The 16,301-nt window shown below is 47.4% G+C and carries 15 protein-coding genes; 11 read left to right on the top strand and 4 right to left on the bottom strand.

Annotated elements, in window-relative coordinates; genetic code table 11:
* Positions 1 to 52: 52 nt before the first annotated feature.
* A complete protein-coding gene (locus tag BN1546_RS27575) occupies positions 53 to 397 on the top strand; it encodes a hypothetical protein (protein ID WP_218055201.1) in 345 nt (114 codons plus the stop codon).
* 128 nt (positions 398 to 525) lie between these two features.
* Here the strand turns inward: BN1546_RS27575 and BN1546_RS00150 are convergent, their stop codons facing one another.
* Positions 526 to 1,776, bottom strand: a complete 1,251-nt coding sequence (locus tag BN1546_RS00150; RefSeq protein WP_255305235.1) for a glycosyltransferase — start codon at positions 1,774 to 1,776, stop codon at positions 526 to 528.
* On the bottom strand, positions 1,751 to 2,056 hold the full coding sequence (locus tag BN1546_RS27630; protein WP_255305234.1) for a hypothetical protein: 306 nt from the start codon (positions 2,054 to 2,056) through the stop codon (positions 1,751 to 1,753). Before BN1546_RS27630 ends, BN1546_RS00150 begins: the two co-directional genes overlap by 26 nt.
* A gap of 243 nt (positions 2,057 to 2,299) precedes the next feature.
* On the opposite strand from BN1546_RS27630, the gene BN1546_RS00145 reads away from it, so the two are divergent.
* From BN1546_RS00145 to BN1546_RS00100, 10 genes are all read left to right on the top strand, one after another.
* Complete coding sequence (locus BN1546_RS00145; RefSeq protein WP_090735200.1) at positions 2,300 to 3,166, top strand: glycosyltransferase family 2 protein; 867 nt, start codon at positions 2,300 to 2,302, stop codon at positions 3,164 to 3,166.
* A gap of 33 nt (positions 3,167 to 3,199) precedes the next feature.
* Positions 3,200 to 4,339, top strand: a complete 1,140-nt coding sequence (locus BN1546_RS00140; RefSeq protein WP_090735197.1) for a DegT/DnrJ/EryC1/StrS family aminotransferase — start codon at positions 3,200 to 3,202, stop codon at positions 4,337 to 4,339.
* On the top strand, positions 4,336 to 4,977 hold the full coding sequence (locus tag BN1546_RS00135) for an acetyltransferase (protein WP_090735195.1): 642 nt from the start codon (positions 4,336 to 4,338) through the stop codon (positions 4,975 to 4,977). Before BN1546_RS00140 ends, BN1546_RS00135 begins: the two co-directional genes overlap by 4 nt.
* A gap of 304 nt (positions 4,978 to 5,281) precedes the next feature.
* The gene (locus BN1546_RS00130; RefSeq protein WP_013370975.1) at positions 5,282 to 7,351 is read left to right on the top strand and encodes a bifunctional rhamnulose-1-phosphate aldolase/short-chain dehydrogenase; all 2,070 of its coding nucleotides are present in this window, start codon (positions 5,282 to 5,284) and stop codon (positions 7,349 to 7,351) included.
* A gap of 389 nt (positions 7,352 to 7,740) precedes the next feature.
* Positions 7,741 to 8,961: an L-rhamnose isomerase gene (rhaI, locus tag BN1546_RS00125; protein WP_090735193.1), complete on the top strand. Its 1,221-nt coding sequence runs from the start codon at positions 7,741 to 7,743 to the stop codon at positions 8,959 to 8,961.
* Positions 8,958 to 10,433 carry a rhamnulokinase gene (rhaB, locus tag BN1546_RS00120; RefSeq protein ID WP_090735190.1) on the top strand — a complete coding sequence of 492 codons (1,476 nt, stop codon included), beginning with the start codon at positions 8,958 to 8,960 and terminating at the stop codon, positions 10,431 to 10,433. The genes rhaI and rhaB overlap by 4 nt, the downstream gene beginning before the upstream one ends.
* A gap of 20 nt (positions 10,434 to 10,453) precedes the next feature.
* Positions 10,454 to 11,212: a DeoR/GlpR family DNA-binding transcription regulator gene (locus tag BN1546_RS00115; RefSeq protein ID WP_013370978.1), complete on the top strand. Its 759-nt coding sequence runs from the start codon at positions 10,454 to 10,456 to the stop codon at positions 11,210 to 11,212.
* A 171-nt stretch (positions 11,213 to 11,383) separates the two neighbouring features.
* On the top strand, positions 11,384 to 12,112 hold the full coding sequence (locus BN1546_RS00110; RefSeq protein ID WP_058831506.1) for a (Fe-S)-binding protein: 729 nt from the start codon (positions 11,384 to 11,386) through the stop codon (positions 12,110 to 12,112).
* Positions 12,109 to 13,629 carry a LutB/LldF family L-lactate oxidation iron-sulfur protein gene (locus BN1546_RS00105; protein WP_090735188.1) on the top strand — a complete coding sequence of 507 codons (1,521 nt, stop codon included), beginning with the start codon at positions 12,109 to 12,111 and terminating at the stop codon, positions 13,627 to 13,629. The genes BN1546_RS00110 and BN1546_RS00105 overlap by 4 nt, the downstream gene beginning before the upstream one ends.
* Complete coding sequence (locus BN1546_RS00100; protein ID WP_058831508.1) at positions 13,622 to 14,377, top strand: LutC/YkgG family protein; 756 nt, start codon at positions 13,622 to 13,624, stop codon at positions 14,375 to 14,377. Before BN1546_RS00105 ends, BN1546_RS00100 begins: the two co-directional genes overlap by 8 nt.
* 15 nt (positions 14,378 to 14,392) lie before the next feature.
* Here BN1546_RS00100 and BN1546_RS00095 read toward each other — a convergent pair whose 3' ends face one another.
* Entirely contained in the window at positions 14,393 to 15,499 is a 1,107-nt protein-coding gene (locus BN1546_RS00095; protein ID WP_090735185.1) for a sensor histidine kinase, read from the bottom strand.
* Between the two features lie 15 nt (positions 15,500 to 15,514).
* A complete protein-coding gene (locus BN1546_RS00090; protein WP_090735182.1) occupies positions 15,515 to 16,216 on the bottom strand; it encodes a response regulator transcription factor in 702 nt (233 codons plus the stop codon).
* Positions 16,217 to 16,301 lie beyond the last annotated feature (85 nt).

Here is a 16,301-nt window from a genome sequence, read left to right as displayed (position 1 = left end):
CCTCTAGGTGCTCAAGGCCCTCTAGGTCCACAAGGTGCTGAAGGCCCTCTAGGTGCTCAAGGCCCTCAAGGAGACCAAGGCCCTCAAGGAGTTCAAGGCGTCCAAGGCGACCAAGGTCCTCAAGGAGTTCAAGGCGTCCAAGGAGACCAAGGCCCTCAGGGAGTTCAAGGCGTCCAAGGAGACCAAGGCCCTCAGGGAGTTCAAGGCGTCCAAGGAGACCAAGGCCCTCAAGGAGTTCAAGGACCGCAAGGCGACCAAGGCCCTCAGGGTGTTCAAGGACCGCAAGGTGACCAAGGCCCTCAGGGACCTCAAGGTGAGCAAGGACCAGCTTAAGGTCAGGGTATATTTAGAGGACTCAAAAGTTATTTATAACTTTTGGGTCCTTTTTTTGTTTTAAGTTAATATTTTGCAGTTCTGCTGTAAAAAAAACCTTTGTCGAAGCTCCATGGAAATAATTCCAAGAGACTTCGACAAAGGCATTGGAAAATAATTGTTGGCCAATATTCTATTCAGCATTGTTGTAATTTAGGGCAACACAACCACTTTCTCTTTACAGGACGCAACAAATTTTGCATATTGAATACAAGTTTCTAATGAATCATTTGGCTCCATAGGCCACCATCGTATGGCTCCCCTGGGAGCTTTGGAGGCATAGGTTTCGATTTCTGATGGAATTCGACCTACAACCACAATTTCGATCTCCCTAAAGTTGTTTTCAATGCCCTTTTGGAGTGTCTTATTTAATTGCGTATGCTCTATTTCAGGGCAGGAATGGGGGATAGGGAACAATATCGAGAATCTTGAGGTATCTTCTTGAATAACGTGAGCAGATTTCCGGGCAGGATCATCTGTAGAAGTCTCCCATATACGACGATAAGGCAATAGCTGTGGTAAATCGAATTCTTTCAATCTCATTTGAATCCTTTGAAAATTAGATCTATATAGTTCCCCTACAAGAATCTGAATCTGCTTATTTCTGAGGAATGTAGTGTTATTTCCTTGTTCGTTACGATATTGGATATATATCAAATCGGGGATGTTTACAAATTTAGTGCAAAGAAACGTCCGGACCAGCATATCGTAATCATCTGCTACCAGTAGTTCATTGCGATGGCCTCCGATCAGATGATAACAGTCCCTCGTCCACGCACGTGGATGATTGGGTAAACCGACCAGATGACGAATGGTTTTGCCATTAATGGTCGTATGTTTTTGTACATTTTGCCATCTGTTCATATCATGCAGCCAGACTCGATAATGAACACTGTAACCAAAGCCACAATCCCAGCCGTACCAATGCGCATGATTGCTCCCTGCATACACCTCAGCACAATCCCCATAAACAAAGCCACAGTCAGGATTTTGTTGAAATGCTTTGACGATTTTCTCTAGGCAGTCAGGAGTTAGCTCATCATCATGATCAACTTCTACTAAAATTTCCCCTGTACATAGACCTGCTGCAAACCTTTTGATAGCCCCTATATAACCATTGCGGGAATCCTGGCGGTATCTTCGCACACGGTGATCCTCTAAAGGTAGTAAATACTCCTTGTATGTCTCATCTTCATCACCGGAATCATCCACGATTACCCATTCCCAGTTCTTGTAGGTCTGCTTTAATAAAGATTGATAAGGTCGTTGAATTTTTTCTTTTGATCTGTAACTGGCAGTAAACACGGATATTAAAGGTGTGTTTGAAGAGAAATGTGTTGGAGGAATCGTTCTATTCTCCGGAAGAGGATCTGTTGCCTTAAGCCAGCAGAAAAATAAATGCATAGGTTGAATTTCGTCTGGTGATTGGAAGTGTAACCAGCGTTTTTTTTTCGTGACCAGGTAACGCTTTTAGTGCTGAAAATTCTCCCCACTCTTCTCCGAGCGAGACGTAAACCCGAGGCTTTTGGAGGCTATTGTCTATAAGTGGTTGATCAGCCTCATACAAGTTTATTGTAATGTGATTTTCTTCCAATCTATCTATCAATTCTTTTACATGATCCTTTAAAACCTTCTTCGATACAAATAAATGAGCTGTCAGTAGCGGAGTGAAATTCAATGACATGATCATTCCCCTTTACCAGTTTCGAACACCAACGAGAGGGAGGTGCCGATTCAGACGTTAGTATTGTTTTTATTGAAACATCCATTTTCCCGGCATCATTTTATTTCTCAGCAATATATATGTATATGTATGTGTATGTGTTCGGGGATGTGAGGAAAATGCCAGCCCATGTGAACATAGCAAATTAAATCGTTTGAAACCTCCGGCGTAGACACCTAAGCATAAAGGAAAGGTGGAGTAAGCGTGCAATGCCCATTAGTAAGTGTAGTTATACCTGCATATAATCGGCCGCATACACTAAAAATTGCCATCGACAGTGTATTGGAACAAACTTATCCGAACATCGAAATCATTATCTGTGATGACAGTACAACGAATGAAGTACAAGAAATGCTTGATTCTTATTTAGATTCTTTTCCCCAAATTAAATATTATAAAAATGATAAAAATCTTTTTCTTGGAAATTGGCATAAATGTTTTGATTTGGCGTCAGGTGAATATATCAATTATTTGATGGATGACGACATGTTTCAAAAAGAAAAAATAGCAAGGATGATCTATTTTTTTGAAAATTTCGAAAACATCACACTGGTTACCTCGTATCGGCAAACCATGGATGAATCAGGGACTATTCTCCCACCGCTCTATGCAACGGAAAGGCTGTACGAGGAAACAAGGATCATGGACGGAAGAATGTTGGCAAACGTTGCATTAACTCGTTGTTTAAATGTGATTGGGGAACCTACAACAGTGTTTTTCAAAAAAGCAGATCTTATCGAACGGTTTGGGGTTTATAAAGGAAAACAGTATTCTCTTCTTAATGATTTAGCTTCCTGGTTGAACTTACTATCCAAAGGAAAAGCAGTTTATATTCCTGAAGCACTAAGCTATTTCCGAATACATCCCAATCAAAATAATCAGACGCTTGGTCAAAATGCGTTCACGGAATGGTTAGATATTATGATTGCCTCAAGAGATGATGGATTTCTTGATACTGACGATTTGTTTAAAACTGCACTTCATGCTTATCAGGAACGTATAAGGGGTCGTCCACAATTTGTTGCAGATATCGTGCGAATTGAAATGATATTAAAAACATTGGAATCCTAGTCTGCTCATCCCATATGCGAAGGAGGCTGGCTCATGTTCGATATTCCCTTTTTACGACCTAATTTAGTAAAAAAGGAACGATTTATTTCCAATTTTGAGAAAATAGAAGAGACCCGGATTTACTCCAATTATGGTCCCTTAAATAACCTGTTTGAAGAGCGGGTCATTGCGCAAATGTTTGATGGAATCGGTTCGGCTGTGACCGTTCATAACGCTACTATTGGCTTGATTTTGGCGATCGCCCAAAGCAAGCGACCACAGGGCAAATATGCAGTTATGCCAAGTTTTACTTTTGCGGCCACCCCACTTGCTGCTGAGTGGTGTGGGTTAGAACCCTACTTCCTTGACATTGAACCGGAGAATTGGCAAATGAATAGGGAACAGTTAGAGCAGACAGTCAAGCTGCTGGGAGATGAGATTGCGGTAATCGTTCCATATGCCACTTTCGGTACAGCCATTGATTTATCCGTATATAATAAGCTGCAGGAGCAGGGAATTCCGGTAGTCATTGATGCTGCTGCCAGCTTTGGAACGATAACGCCCGAGGAAGCCACCCATTTTGGCAAAGGTTTTGGAGGGGCCGTAGTATTCAGCTTTCATGCCACCAAATCTTTTGGTATCGGAGAGGGTGGATTGGTATACAGTCTGGACCAAGATCTCATTAAGCGAATTCGTCAGGCAGGGAATTTCGGTTTCTCCAGCAGCAGGGAGTCTGTCACCCAAGGTCTTAACAGTAAGATATCCGAGTATACCGCTGCTATCGCTTTAGCCACCCTCGATCATTTTAAGACTGTACGGGAGAACAGAAGGACGATCTACGAATATTATCTTCAAGAACTGCTTCAAGCAGACTTATTAGAACGAGGATGGTCTATACAAAAAACGCAAGGATCAGTTGTCCATCAATTTATCCCTCTCCTTAGTCCGGATTCACACACGAATCAAGAGGTCGTTAAGTTATTAGCCTCAAATTCAATAGAAGCCAGAACCTATTTTTCTCCGGCGTGCCATCAGCAGAAGCAGTTCCAAAGCTATACCCGGTCTACTCTTCATGTTACCGAACATATTGCCAAACATATTGTCAGCCTGCCCTTGTGGGAGGAACTGGACGAGATCATTGTTCGAAGAATTGTGAATGTTCTGGGAGGCCTGGGAAAAGAGACAACCGGATGAGGAAAATCGTGATTTGGGGATCGGGCGGACATGCAAGGGAAATCAACTGGTTATGTGAAGAGCTGGGAGTGCAAGTGGCAGGTTTTTTGGATGAACGACCTGAGATGAAAGGGCAGATCGTAAATGGCGTTCCTGTACTGGGGACGTTGAATGACATTGAAGCGTTAAAATATGAGGTGGAGCTGATCTGTGCGGGGGTGGGTGACCCGGCATTAAAGAAGCGATTCGTTAATAATACAATTCAATCGGGATTTCGTATCGCAGCTCCGCTAATACATCCCCGTATTCGTTTGTCTCGAAGAAACACCATTGGAGAAGGAAGCATGGTCTTTGAAGGGGCTGTCCTGTCGGACAATATTAAGATCGGACAGCATGTAATTATCAATCGGAGTGTTAACGTGAGTCATGATGCGGTTATTGGCGATTATGTAACCATAGCCCCGGGTGTGAATCTGGCAGGCAATGTAACCATAGATGAGGGTGCCTATATCGGCATTGGTGCCTCGGTACGGGAGAAACGTCACATTGGTTGCTGGTCTATGATCGGTGGTGGGGCCTTTGTTAAAGAGGATATACCCGAATTTGCCATGGCTGCAGGTGTACCAGCAGTCGTAAAAAAACAACTTGATATGTTCTAAGCTTCCTTCCTTTAAAATAGAGCGTAATCAAATTCGCAGCAATATGCTTGGCAATAAAGTGATTTACCTGTCAAAAGGCTGTACCGGAAAAGGTTCTTATGACCTGACCCCGGCACGGCCTTATTATATTTTAAGCTAGACGATATATTCGTGTTACATATGGATAAAATTAAAATTTACTTTTGATTATTTTTGTATTTTATATTTTCAAATTAAAACAAAAGTGTTATAGTCTCCATAAACAAAAATATCCACCTTAATAAAACAATTCAAAACCAAAACAGAACTTGGAGGTCTTTTTCCTATGGTACAAAGTCTATGGAATTCTTCACAAGCATCTGAGCAGAAAAGCACGCTGGAACAACTCGTATACCGTTCTAACCTGATTGGCACAGATAGGAGCGTGTGCAACTGGGGAGGCGGCAATACTTCGGCCAAAACAACGATACAGGATTTCCGCGGGCGTGAAGTGGAAGTGATGTACGTCAAGGGCAGCGGTTCCGATCTTGCAACAATGAAAGCGCATAACTTCACAGGGCTTCGTATGGAGGATATTCGTCCACTGTTTGAACGGGAAGATATGTCTGACGAGGATATGGTCGCATATTTGGCGAACTGTATGATAGATGCCAAGCATCCGCGTGCTTCAATTGAGACACTACTACACGCATTTTTGCCTTTTAAGCATGTCGATCATACACATCCGGACGCGATTATCAGCTTATGCTGTGCGCATAACGGCAAGGAAATCGCTAAGGAAATTTTCGGTGATCGTTTTGTATGGGTACCCTATATCCGTCCCGGCTTTAAGCTGTCGAAAATGATTGCCCAAGGGGTACTCGATCATCCACAAGCTGAGTTGGTATTGATGGAAAAGCATGGCCTGGTTACGTGGGGAGACACATCCGAAGCGGCTTATGCCAAAACGATCGAAATCATCCAAGAAGCAGAAAGCTATATTAAAGCTCACCAAGAGGAAAAGCAGGGGTTTGGAGGCGCAAAATATAAAGCGCTTACTTCGGAGGAGCGCCGCAGCATAGTGTCCCAGGTCATGCCATCCGTCCGGGGTGCAGTCAGTGATGAGAAAAAGATGATCCTCACCTTTGATGACGCGGAGGATGTGTTGGAGTTTGTGAACGGCCTGGATTCTAGTGCTTTATCCCAGGTTGGAGCAGCATGCCCGGATCATCTGGTTCATACCAAAATGAAACCGCTCTATGTAGATTGGACACCGGATATAGAGGATGTTGAGGGGCTGAAAGTTAAGCTTGCCGAGGGTATAGCAGCCTATAAAGAGCAGTACCAAGCTTATTTCGAGCGTAATCGACATGAAGGAGACGTGAGATTTGAAGCAGCGCCGCGTGTAATCTTGATTCCGGGTGTAGGGATGATCAACACAGGCAAAAGCTGGAGTAATGCACAGGTAAGTGGTGCCTTGTATCATCGTGCTATTGCTGTCATGCGAGGAGCAACGGCGTTAGGGGAGTTTGTTTCGCTCAGTGAAAATGAATCTTACAACGTGGAATACTGGCCGCTGGAGCTTTACAAGCTGTCACTGGCGCCAGCAGAAGCGGAATTTTCACGCAAAATTGCGTTCATTACAGGCGGTGCAGGCGGAATCGGCAGTGCAACTGCACGGCGTTTGGTAGATGAAGGTGCGCATGTCGTATTGGCAGACCTCAATCTGGAAGGTGCGCAAAAAATAGCCGCAGACATAAACAGCAGTTACGGTGAAAACCGTGCCATCGCCGTAAAAATGGATGTGACGCAGGAAGATCAGATTCAGGCTGCCTATGCCGAAACGGCGCTAACCTACGGCGGTGTAGATATTATCGTAAACAATGCAGGTCTTGCTACATCCAGTCCGTTCGATGAAACGTCATTAAAGGAATGGAATTTAAACGTGAACGTGCTGGGAACAGGCTATTTTCTGGTCGCGCGCGAAGCGTTCAAGCTGATGAAGGAACAGACACTTGGCGGTAGCATGGTGTTCGTTGGTTCCAAAAACTCAGTCTACGCGGGCAAAAATGTAACGGCCTACAGCTCGGTCAAGGCGCTGGAGGTGCATCTGGCCCGTTGTATTGCCGCAGAGGGCGGGGAATACGGTATCCGCGTAAACACCATTTTGCCAGATGCAATTTTGCAAGGCTCGGCGATCTGGAACTCCAATTGGCGTAACGAGCGAGCCGCTGCCTACGGCATCGAGCCAGACCAGCTGGAGGAGCATTACCGCAAGCGAACGACGCTGCTGGTTAACATTTACCCGCAGGATATCGCGGAGGGCATAGCCTTTTTCGCCTCATCCAAGGCGGAAAAAACGACAGGCTGTATGCTGACCATCGACGGCGGTGTACCCGCAGCCTTTACACGCTAGGAAGAAGAGGCAGTTAATAGAACACTTAGGATCATAGCGAACTAATTTAATGTACTAATTTACTGCAATAATCCAGGCCACAAGCCCATAGTACGAAGAGGTTTTTAATTAGTTTCAAACACGTAAATAAGTTGTGTTAACTTATTTACGCGCGAATGCCTTTATATACACGCTAACACTTTAAAATAAAAGTGACTTTATGGGTGGTCAGCAGCGAAGCGGATGGAATCGTTCTGAAGAAGCGTAGCGTTCGCCTTTATCCCCGGATTTTCACCTTTAATATGTTCTATAAAATAAAAAAAATCTGGGGATAACAGCGATCGGAAGAATGATCCAGACGCGAAGCGGCCTCCCCCCATAACTCACTTACTTTTCAAGGAGGAACGACGATGAGTGACAAAGCGTACGCCTTATTTGAGGAGCAGCAACAACAACGGGGTATTGACCTGGAGCAAGTAAAGACCAAGCTGAAAGCGCTAAGCATAGAAACACCGTCCTGGGGATATGGCGACTCAGGTACACGTTTTAAAGTCTTTCAGAAAACGGGCGTGCCGCGTGATCCGTTCGAAAAGCTGGAGGATGCCGCACAGGTTCATGCCTTGACAGGCTTGTGTCCGTCCGTTGCCATTCACATCCCGTGGGATAAAGTAGACAATTACGGTAAGCTTCGCAGTCATGCCGAAAGTCTTGGCCTGCAGATTGGGGCCGTAAATCCCAATCTGTTTCAAGACGAGGACTACATGCTCGGTAGTGTTACGAATGTAGACCCGGCAATCCGCCGCAAGGCTATCAACCATTTGCTGGAATGCGTGGATATTGCAAAGGAAACGGGCTCCAACGATTTTAGCTTATGGTTCGCAGACGGAACGAATTATCCCGGTCAGGGGGACATTCGCAAACGCAAAAATTGGATGTTGGAGGCACTCAGCGAAATGTATAAGGCGCTCACGCCAGACATGCGTATGCTGATTGAATACAAGGCGTTTGAGCCGGCCTTTTACCATACGGATATTGCCGATTGGGGCATGGCGTACCATTATGCGACCAAGTTAGGGCCGCAGGCACAGGTGCTGGTGGATACAGGGCATCATCTGCCGGGGGCCAACGTGGAGCATATTGTTGCGTTTTTAATGGATGAGAAACGACTGGGCGGCTTTCATTTTAACAGTTATAAATATGCGGATGATGATTTGATCGTGGGTTCTGCCAATCCGTATGAGCTGTTTTTAATCTTTTACCAAATTTTGAACGCAGCTCAGGATGTTGATGCAGATATCCGCCATACCGTTGATAAAATTGCTTATTTGATCGACCAGTCGCACAATATCGAACCCAAAATTCCGGCCATGATTCGCTCGGTACTGAATGTGCAGACTCAATATGCGAAGGCACTCTTGATTAATCATGCAGAGGTGGAGGAAGCGTCGAGCCGTCAGGATGTGCTGGGTGCGGAGGATGCGGTACGCCAAGCATTTGAGTTTGATGTGGCCCCATTGCTTAAAGCGATCCGTGAAGAGCAAGGATTACCTGTAGATCCAATGAAAGCTTACTTGGCGTCTGAGTATGGTACGCAGATTTTGCAAAGAGGCAAGGGTGGTGCGAGCTGGTGAGCATCCTCGCTTATGATTTGGGAGCAAGCAGCGGCAGAGTTCTACTCGGAAAATTGACAGATTCACGTATCGTGGTGGAAGAAATCCACCGCTTTTCCAATGACCCGGTCAAGGTTGGGGAGCGTCTGCACTGGGATATATTGCGTCTCTATCACGAGGTTCAGCAAGGATTACTCAAAGCCAAGCATATGGGAATGAATCCATCCAGCCTGGCGATTGACTCCTGGGCGGTCGATTTTGGACTGATTGGAGAAACCGGAGAATTGCTGGGCAACCCTTATCATTATCGGGATTGGCACACCCATGGAGTAATGGAAAAAGTACAGGAACAACTGGGAAAAGCGTTTATTTTCCAGCGTACAGGCATTCAGTTTTTGACGTTTAATACGATTTATCAGCTGGCTGCTATGCGAAATGCAAGATCACCCTTGCTAGAGCAGGCGGAACATTTCCTGATGATCCCTGATTTGCTGCGGTATTTTCTGACAGGTGAAATGTATCATGAGTTTTCGAATGCAACCAGCACGCAATTGTATCATCCGTTACAGCAAAAATGGGATGATGAGCTTTTGTCCGGAATCAACATTCCCCGCTCTTGGTTTGGAGAGGTACTGGAGCCGGGAAGTGTTGCAGGTACAATCCGTTCATCGGTCATGACGGATCTGGGCATTGGAGCGATTCCTGTGATTGCAGTAGCAGAGCATGACACAGGATCAGCAGTGGCGGCCGTGCCTGCGCTGGAGCGGTCCTTTGCGTACTTGAGCTGCGGAACATGGTCCCTGATGGGAACGGAGACCGCACAGCCAGTAATCAATGATGATACGCTTCGATTTAATTTTACAAATGAAGGCGGCGTGGGCCGAACCTACAGGTTGCTAAAAAATATCATGGGACTGTGGATACTACAGGAGGCGCGCAGAGAGTGGGAGCGGCAGGGAAACTCCTATTCCTTTCCTGAATTGGTTCATATGGCAGAACAGGCTCCAGCGTTCACTTGTTTGATTGACCCGGATGATGAACTGTTTTTGCATGCCGGAGATATGAAAACACGCATACGCCAATACTGCCGCAATACCGGGCAGCCATTGCCGGAAACGCCGGGCGAAATTACACGCTGTATTCTGGAAAGTCTGGCGTTAAAGTATCGTTACATTTTGGAGCTTACAGAACGAGTGTCAGGACAGCGTTTTAATGGCTTGCATATGGTCGGCGGCGGGATTCAAAATCGCTTGCTGTGCCAATGGACGGCCAACTCGATTCAAAAACCCGTATGCGCGGGCCCCGCAGAAGCGAGCGCAATCGGCAATCTTGCGGTACAATGGATGACACAGGGAAAGTTCGCCGATATATGGGAAGCACGCCGGGTGATTGCGGATTCGATTACCGTAGAGGAATATGAACCTGCCGAGTCAGAAGCGTGGGAGGATGCCTACGGACAGTTCCGGCGGGTGACAGGACTTTTTGTACATTAAAGATGTGGAGTGAGATTACCATGCTGGTCGCAGAAAGATATGAGATGATTGTGCAGCTCGTGAATGAAAGAGGAAGCATACGGGTGTCTGAATTGAGTGAGCTGTGTAAAGTAACGGAAGAAACGATTCGTCGCGATCTGGATCGTCTGGAGCAGGCGGGACGACTACGCCGTTCACATGGGGGAGCGGTTAGTGTCAAAAACGAGCAGCCTGAAACGCCCTATGCGGTACGGGAAATTATGAACGCAGAGGAAAAGCGTCGAATTGCTGAGGAAGCGGTCAAGCAGATTCAGCCGCATGATCGCATTTTGCTGGATGCCAGTACGACTGCCTGGTATATGGCGTCCAGTCTGCCCGATATTCCTTTAACGATACTGACGAATTCGATTCGGGTAGCTACAGAGCTGGCAGGTAAGGAAAAAATTGAGGTTATTTCGACGGGAGGTCAGCTGCTTCAACGTTCACTATCGTTCGTAGGCCCGCTCGCAGAGCGTTCATTAGAAACCTATTATGTAGATAAGCTGTTTTTTTCCAGTCAGGGAGTTCATCTGGATCGCGGCATTAGTGAATCGAATGAGCTGCAAGCTCGTTTGAAGCAGAAAATGGTTAGCATTGCAGATCGCGTGATTTTACTGGCAGATGCGAGCAAATTCGGGCAGCAGGCGTTTACACATGTGGTGAACTTGTCGCAAGTGTCCGAAATTATCACAGATTCGCGGTTGTCGGACCCGATTCGCAGTCAGCTCGCAGAGCTGTCCATCCCGGTTACGATTGTGTAAGCATGTAGTTTCCGGGGTGAGGTCGCTCTGCGGTTCATTTGATCTTACGATCGCTGTTGCAGCGGGATTATCTTGGATAATGTAAAACCTTTATTCAGGTAAGAATCCCGCTGCAAGCTATGCTTATGATGAAAGTTTTCCTTTGGAAAACGGACGGAAGGGGTGTGTCGTATGAAGGTATCTTTATTTATTACCTGCCTGAGTGATGCGATTTATCCCAAGGTAGGGGAAGCGATGGCCCGCTTGCTTGCCAGATATGGTGTCGAGCTGGAATTTCCCAAGGTGCAGACATGCTGCGGGCAGCCGTCCTATAACAGCGGCTATTGGGATGAAACAAGGGCTGCGGCAAAAACGATTTTGAAAGCGTTTAATGACAGTGATTTTGTCGTAGCTCCTTCCGGTTCCTGCACATATATGATTCATCATTACCCGAAGTTGTTTAAGGATGAGCCTGAGTGGCTGGATTCGGCACGGAGACTGGAGCAAAAGACGTATGAGTTTACACAATTTATGGTACAGGTACTTGGCGTGACCGATGTGGGCGCGTCTTTTCCTCATACGGTAACCTACCATCCGTCTTGTCATGGAACACGTTTGCTCGGCGTAAAAGAGGAACCGATGAAGCTGCTTGGCAGCGTAAAGGGTTTGCAATTAGTGCCGCTTCCTTTTGCTGAGGACTGCTGTGGGTTTGGTGGTACTTTTGCGGTAAAAATGCCCGATATTTCGGGAGCGATGGTGACTGAAAAAGTGGACCATATCAGGGAGACGGAAGCTGAGGTGCTGGTTGGACTGGACATGGCCTGTTTGATGAACATCGCCGGAAATCTCAGATATCGGGAAGATCCAGTTCGGGTAATGCATCTGGCAGAGCTGCTGTATGAAGGGGTGAAGCACGCATGACCGCTGTACATACACATTCTATGAAGCAAAAGGTCAAAGAACGTGCAGAGCTGGCTCTAAATGACGATTTTCTACGGAATGCAGTTCGTTTCACTACCGAGCGGCTGCGCAACGGCAAGCGGGTAGCTTCTGAGCAGCATGGAAATTGGGAGGAATGGCGTGAGCGGGGGCGCCAAATTCGGCTTCATACCATTGCCCATCTGGACTATTACTTAAATCTGTTTGTAGAAAATGCCCGTGCCAACGGGGTGCATATCCATTTTGCCGGCACAGCTGTGGATGCTGTACGCATTACACTGGACATTGCCGCGCATAATCAAGCACGTTCTGTCGTCAAATCCAAGTCGATGGTGTCGGAGGAGTTGCATTTGAATCAGGCGCTGGAGGGTGCGGATATCGAGACGATTGAAAGTGATCTCGGTGAGTACATTATTCAACTGGCAGGAGAGGCGCCGTCTCATATCGTAATCCCTGCGATTCACAAAAACCGTTATCAGATTGCCGAACTGCTGTCCAAAGAAGCGGGGGAGGAGTTGTCCGCAGATACGACGATTTTGGCGGGCTTTGTCCGCAAAAAGCTGCGTGAAAAGTTTCTGGATGCGGATATTGGCATGACAGGCTGCAATTTTGCCATTGCTGAGACGGGTTCCATGGTCCTGTTCGAAAATGAAGGCAACGCTCGTATGGTTTCCACTCTGCCCAAAACGCAAATCACACTGATGGGTATGGAGCGAATTATTCCATCCTGGACAGATTTGGAGGTGATGGCTACATTGCTGCCACGCTCCGCTACCGGACAAAAGCTGACTATGTATATGTCGGGGATTTCAGGACCCCGGCGCAGCCAGGATGCCGATGGACCGGAGGAAATGCACATTATCATCGTAGATAACGGGCGTTCGCTTCAGCTAGGCAATCCCGAGTTTCAGGAGCTGTTAAATTGTATTCGCTGCGGTGCTTGTCTGAACGCTTGTCCGGTGTACCGACACATTGGGGGACACGCGTATGGCGGGACATACAGTGGTCCTATTGGTGCAGTGCTTACGCCTGCCCTTCACGGCAACATCGAAGAGTGGAACGATATAGCGAGTGCGTCCAGCTTGTGTGGGGCGTGTTATGAAGCCTGTCCGGTCAAAATACCACTGCATGATATGCTGGTTTATTTGCGTAGACGCAAGGTGGAGGCGGGAAAAGGGGATAATCTAGAGACGGCAGCGATGAAAGGTTTTGCGTCAGTAGTTTCCAGCTCAAAGCGATTCGCTGCGGCGATTCGACTCGGACAGATCGCACAGAAAGCGGTCGTTCGTAAGGGAGAAATTACTCTTAAGCTTGGCCCCTTAAAAGGCTGGAATACGTACCGTGTGGCCCCTAGTCTGGCAAAAAAATCCTTCCGTCAGCACTGGAACACACTGGCGCGTGAGCTGGAGCAGGAACGCAAGGTCATGCATCCGGACATTCTCAGCCGAATGGAGACGATCTTGGCGGATAGAAGAAAAGGAGGGATGCAGCATGAATGAACAGCGTAATCCTTCTGCGCAAGCAAAAGCGGAGCATGAGGCGTGGCTTCATCAAATGCAATCAGAATCCCGTGTCAAGCAGGCACGCTTTATGGAGGGCATTGCGGCGCGGCTCAAGCGTCCGCGGCAGACGGAGCCACCGATGCAGCCGTTTCGCGGCGCACCAGCGTTTTGGCACGAATTCGAATGGAGTGCGGAGCAGCGCATCGAGGAGTTCACCGCCAACTTTACAAGTGTTGGCGGACATGTCGTGCGTCTGCCGGATCTGAAGGAGTCGGCAGACTGGATCGCGAACAAAGCGCGAGAGCTGGGAGCGGCCTATATCGTCCGGCAGAATGAGCCGGACCTGGAGGCGCTCCAGTTGGAAGCAGCGCTGCCGGAAGTCCGACTTTCGGTGTGGAACACCGATCCAGCCGAAGACTGGAAGGTACGCGCCGCGGAGGCCGATATCGGCATTGTCATAGCCGATGAGGCCGCCGCCTATACCGGCTCGGTAGCAGTGCTATCCTCGCCGGAGAAGGGGCGCTCGGTCAGTCTGCTGCCGACCGTGCTGATCATTCTCCTGCCCGTGGAGCGTCTGCGAACACGACTGGGCGAGATTTTAAGCCGATTTGACGAAGCAGGGCGCGAGCAATTGCCCGCAGGCATTCATTTTATTACTGGACCGAGCCGCTCGTCCGATATTGAAAATGACTTGACGATCGGCGTACACGGACCGGGTATCGTTTATACGTTGTTGATTGGTTAGCGTTACACTGCCCGTCTAACGGGCGCGATAGAGCGGAAAACGGGTTTCAAAATCCGTTTGTCTGCGATTGCTCCTAACCGAAATGCGGCCATTGTGCAGCTCAGTAATGCTTTTGGTAATGGCAAGACCCAGCCCGGTGCCTCCGGTTTCCTTGGAGCGTGATTTGTCCACTCTGTAAAACCGTTCAAACAGATGCGGGACATCTTCCGGTGGAATCGGGGTGCCGTAGTTGGTGCAGATCACTATCGCTTCATCGCTTTCGCGTCCTATGGTGATATCGAGACGCTTGCCATCCTTTCCGTATCGAATCGCGTTGGAAAATAAATTTTCATACAGGCGTACCAGCTCGTCCGTATCGGCCAAAATCCGCACAGGCTCAACGATTCGGACACGATAAGACATGTCCGCCTGTTCCAGTGAGGGTACAAATTCCTCAGCAAGTTGAGTGAGCAATTTGCCGAGGTCTACAGGCTCCAGCTCCAGAGGCAGGCTACCACCGCTCACACGCGTGTACTCAAACAATTCGTCGATCAGCTTTTTCAGCGTCAGCGATTTTTCATAAGCAATGTTTACATAGTAGCGCAGCTCAATTTCGTCCCGATAGCGGTCGGTTTCAATATACTCCAAAAAGCCAATCACAGAGGTTAGCGGGGTGCGAAGATCGTGGGATACGCCAGTGATCAGGTCGTTTTTGGCTTTGGCGGAAGCCCGTTCTTCTTCTAGTGAGAGACGGAGCTTGTCTGCCATGGTATTCATATTTTTCGCCAAGCTTGCCAGCTCATCCGCTGAAGATACCGGAATCGAATAGGATAGATTTCCGTCCGCGAACTTCTGCATCCCTTTCGTAATCTCGCGTAGATAGCCAATCGTATTTTTGGTAAAAAGGAAAAAGAAATAAATATATAAAGGCAGCCCGCACACCAGCATGATCAGTGAGGAACCAATATGATTTACGGTCCAGCGGATCAGCCGGGTGCCGAAAAATGAACGGGAGGGATTCAGCCATAACAGCAAAGACGCTCCATAATAAAACACCATTAAAATCAGTCCAGTTAAAGTGAAGGCAGCAAGGCTAAGAGCTGCCAGCTTCCATCCCAGCGTATCATATCGTTTTGCCTTCAAGACGCAAGTCCTCCATTAATCGAATTTTTCCATTTTATAGCCGATGCCCCACACTGTTTTCAGGTATTTGGGCTTTCTCGGATCAGTCTCAATTTTCTCGCGAATTTTACGCACATGAACCATTAGCGTGTTGTTAGATTCCAGATATTGCTCCTTCCAGACCTTCTCATAAATCTGCTCCATGCTCAGCACTTGCCCCCGGTGCCGAGCCAAAAGCTCAACAATGGCGAATTCACGCGGAGTCAGCTTTACGGATTCTCCAGCGAGAGTGACTTCATGCGTAACAGTGTTAATGGAGAGTTCATCCAGTACCATTTCATGCTCCAATACAGGAGAGGACTGGGTATACTTCCGTACTCTACGTAGCTGGGATTTGATGCGTGCCACTAGCTCCAGCGGGCTGAACGGCTTGGTGACATAATCATCGGCCCCAACGCTAAGCCCTGTAATTTTGTCCATATCTTGTCCCTTCGCAGACAACATAATGATCGGAAAATGTTCGGTTTCCCTGATTTTCATACAGGCTTCAATCCCGTCCATGTTGGGCATCATCACATCCAGCACCATCACATCTATCTGTTCCCGATTAACCTGCTCCAGCGCTTCCAGTCCGTCCCGTGCCATGAGCAAGCGGTATCCTTCATTTTCTAAATATATTTGCATGAGCTTAATTATTTCAGGTTCATCGTCTACTAATAAAATGGTTCCGTTATGCATGGCCGCGCACCCTTTCTGTTCTTTCCAGCAGTATACAATATGGGCGTATTATATACCTTTTTGGCGGTGGAGGCTATGGACACCC

The sequence above is a fragment of the Paenibacillus sp. Mc5Re-14 genome, assembly GCF_001049835.1.
Classification (GTDB): Bacteria; Bacillota; Bacilli; order Paenibacillales; family Paenibacillaceae; genus Paenibacillus; species Paenibacillus polymyxa_C.
This window is presented reverse-complemented; position numbering and strand designations above follow the sequence as displayed.

Excerpts from the sequence above, each read along its gene's own strand:
- BN1546_RS00150 (WP_255305235.1), bottom strand. The coding sequence starts at position 1,776 with ATGCATTTATTTTTCTGCTGGCTTAAGGCAACAGATCCTCTTCCGGAG.
- BN1546_RS27630 (WP_255305234.1), bottom strand. The coding sequence starts at position 2,056 with ATGTCATTGAATTTCACTCCGCTACTGACAGCTCATTTATTTGTATCG.
- BN1546_RS00140 (WP_090735197.1), top strand. The coding sequence starts at position 3,200 with ATGTTCGATATTCCCTTTTTACGACCTAATTTAGTAAAAAAGGAACGA.
- BN1546_RS00135 (WP_090735195.1), top strand. The coding sequence starts at position 4,336 with ATGAGGAAAATCGTGATTTGGGGATCGGGCGGACATGCAAGGGAAATC.
- BN1546_RS00130 (WP_013370975.1), top strand. The coding sequence starts at position 5,282 with ATGGTACAAAGTCTATGGAATTCTTCACAAGCATCTGAGCAGAAAAGC.
- rhaI (WP_090735193.1), top strand. The coding sequence starts at position 7,741 with ATGAGTGACAAAGCGTACGCCTTATTTGAGGAGCAGCAACAACAACGG.
- BN1546_RS00115 (WP_013370978.1), top strand. The coding sequence starts at position 10,454 with ATGCTGGTCGCAGAAAGATATGAGATGATTGTGCAGCTCGTGAATGAA.
- BN1546_RS00110 (WP_058831506.1), top strand. The coding sequence starts at position 11,384 with ATGAAGGTATCTTTATTTATTACCTGCCTGAGTGATGCGATTTATCCC.
- BN1546_RS00105 (WP_090735188.1), top strand. The coding sequence starts at position 12,109 with ATGACCGCTGTACATACACATTCTATGAAGCAAAAGGTCAAAGAACGT.
- BN1546_RS00100 (WP_058831508.1), top strand. The coding sequence starts at position 13,622 with ATGAATGAACAGCGTAATCCTTCTGCGCAAGCAAAAGCGGAGCATGAG.
- BN1546_RS00090 (WP_090735182.1), bottom strand. The coding sequence starts at position 16,216 with ATGCATAACGGAACCATTTTATTAGTAGACGATGAACCTGAAATAATT.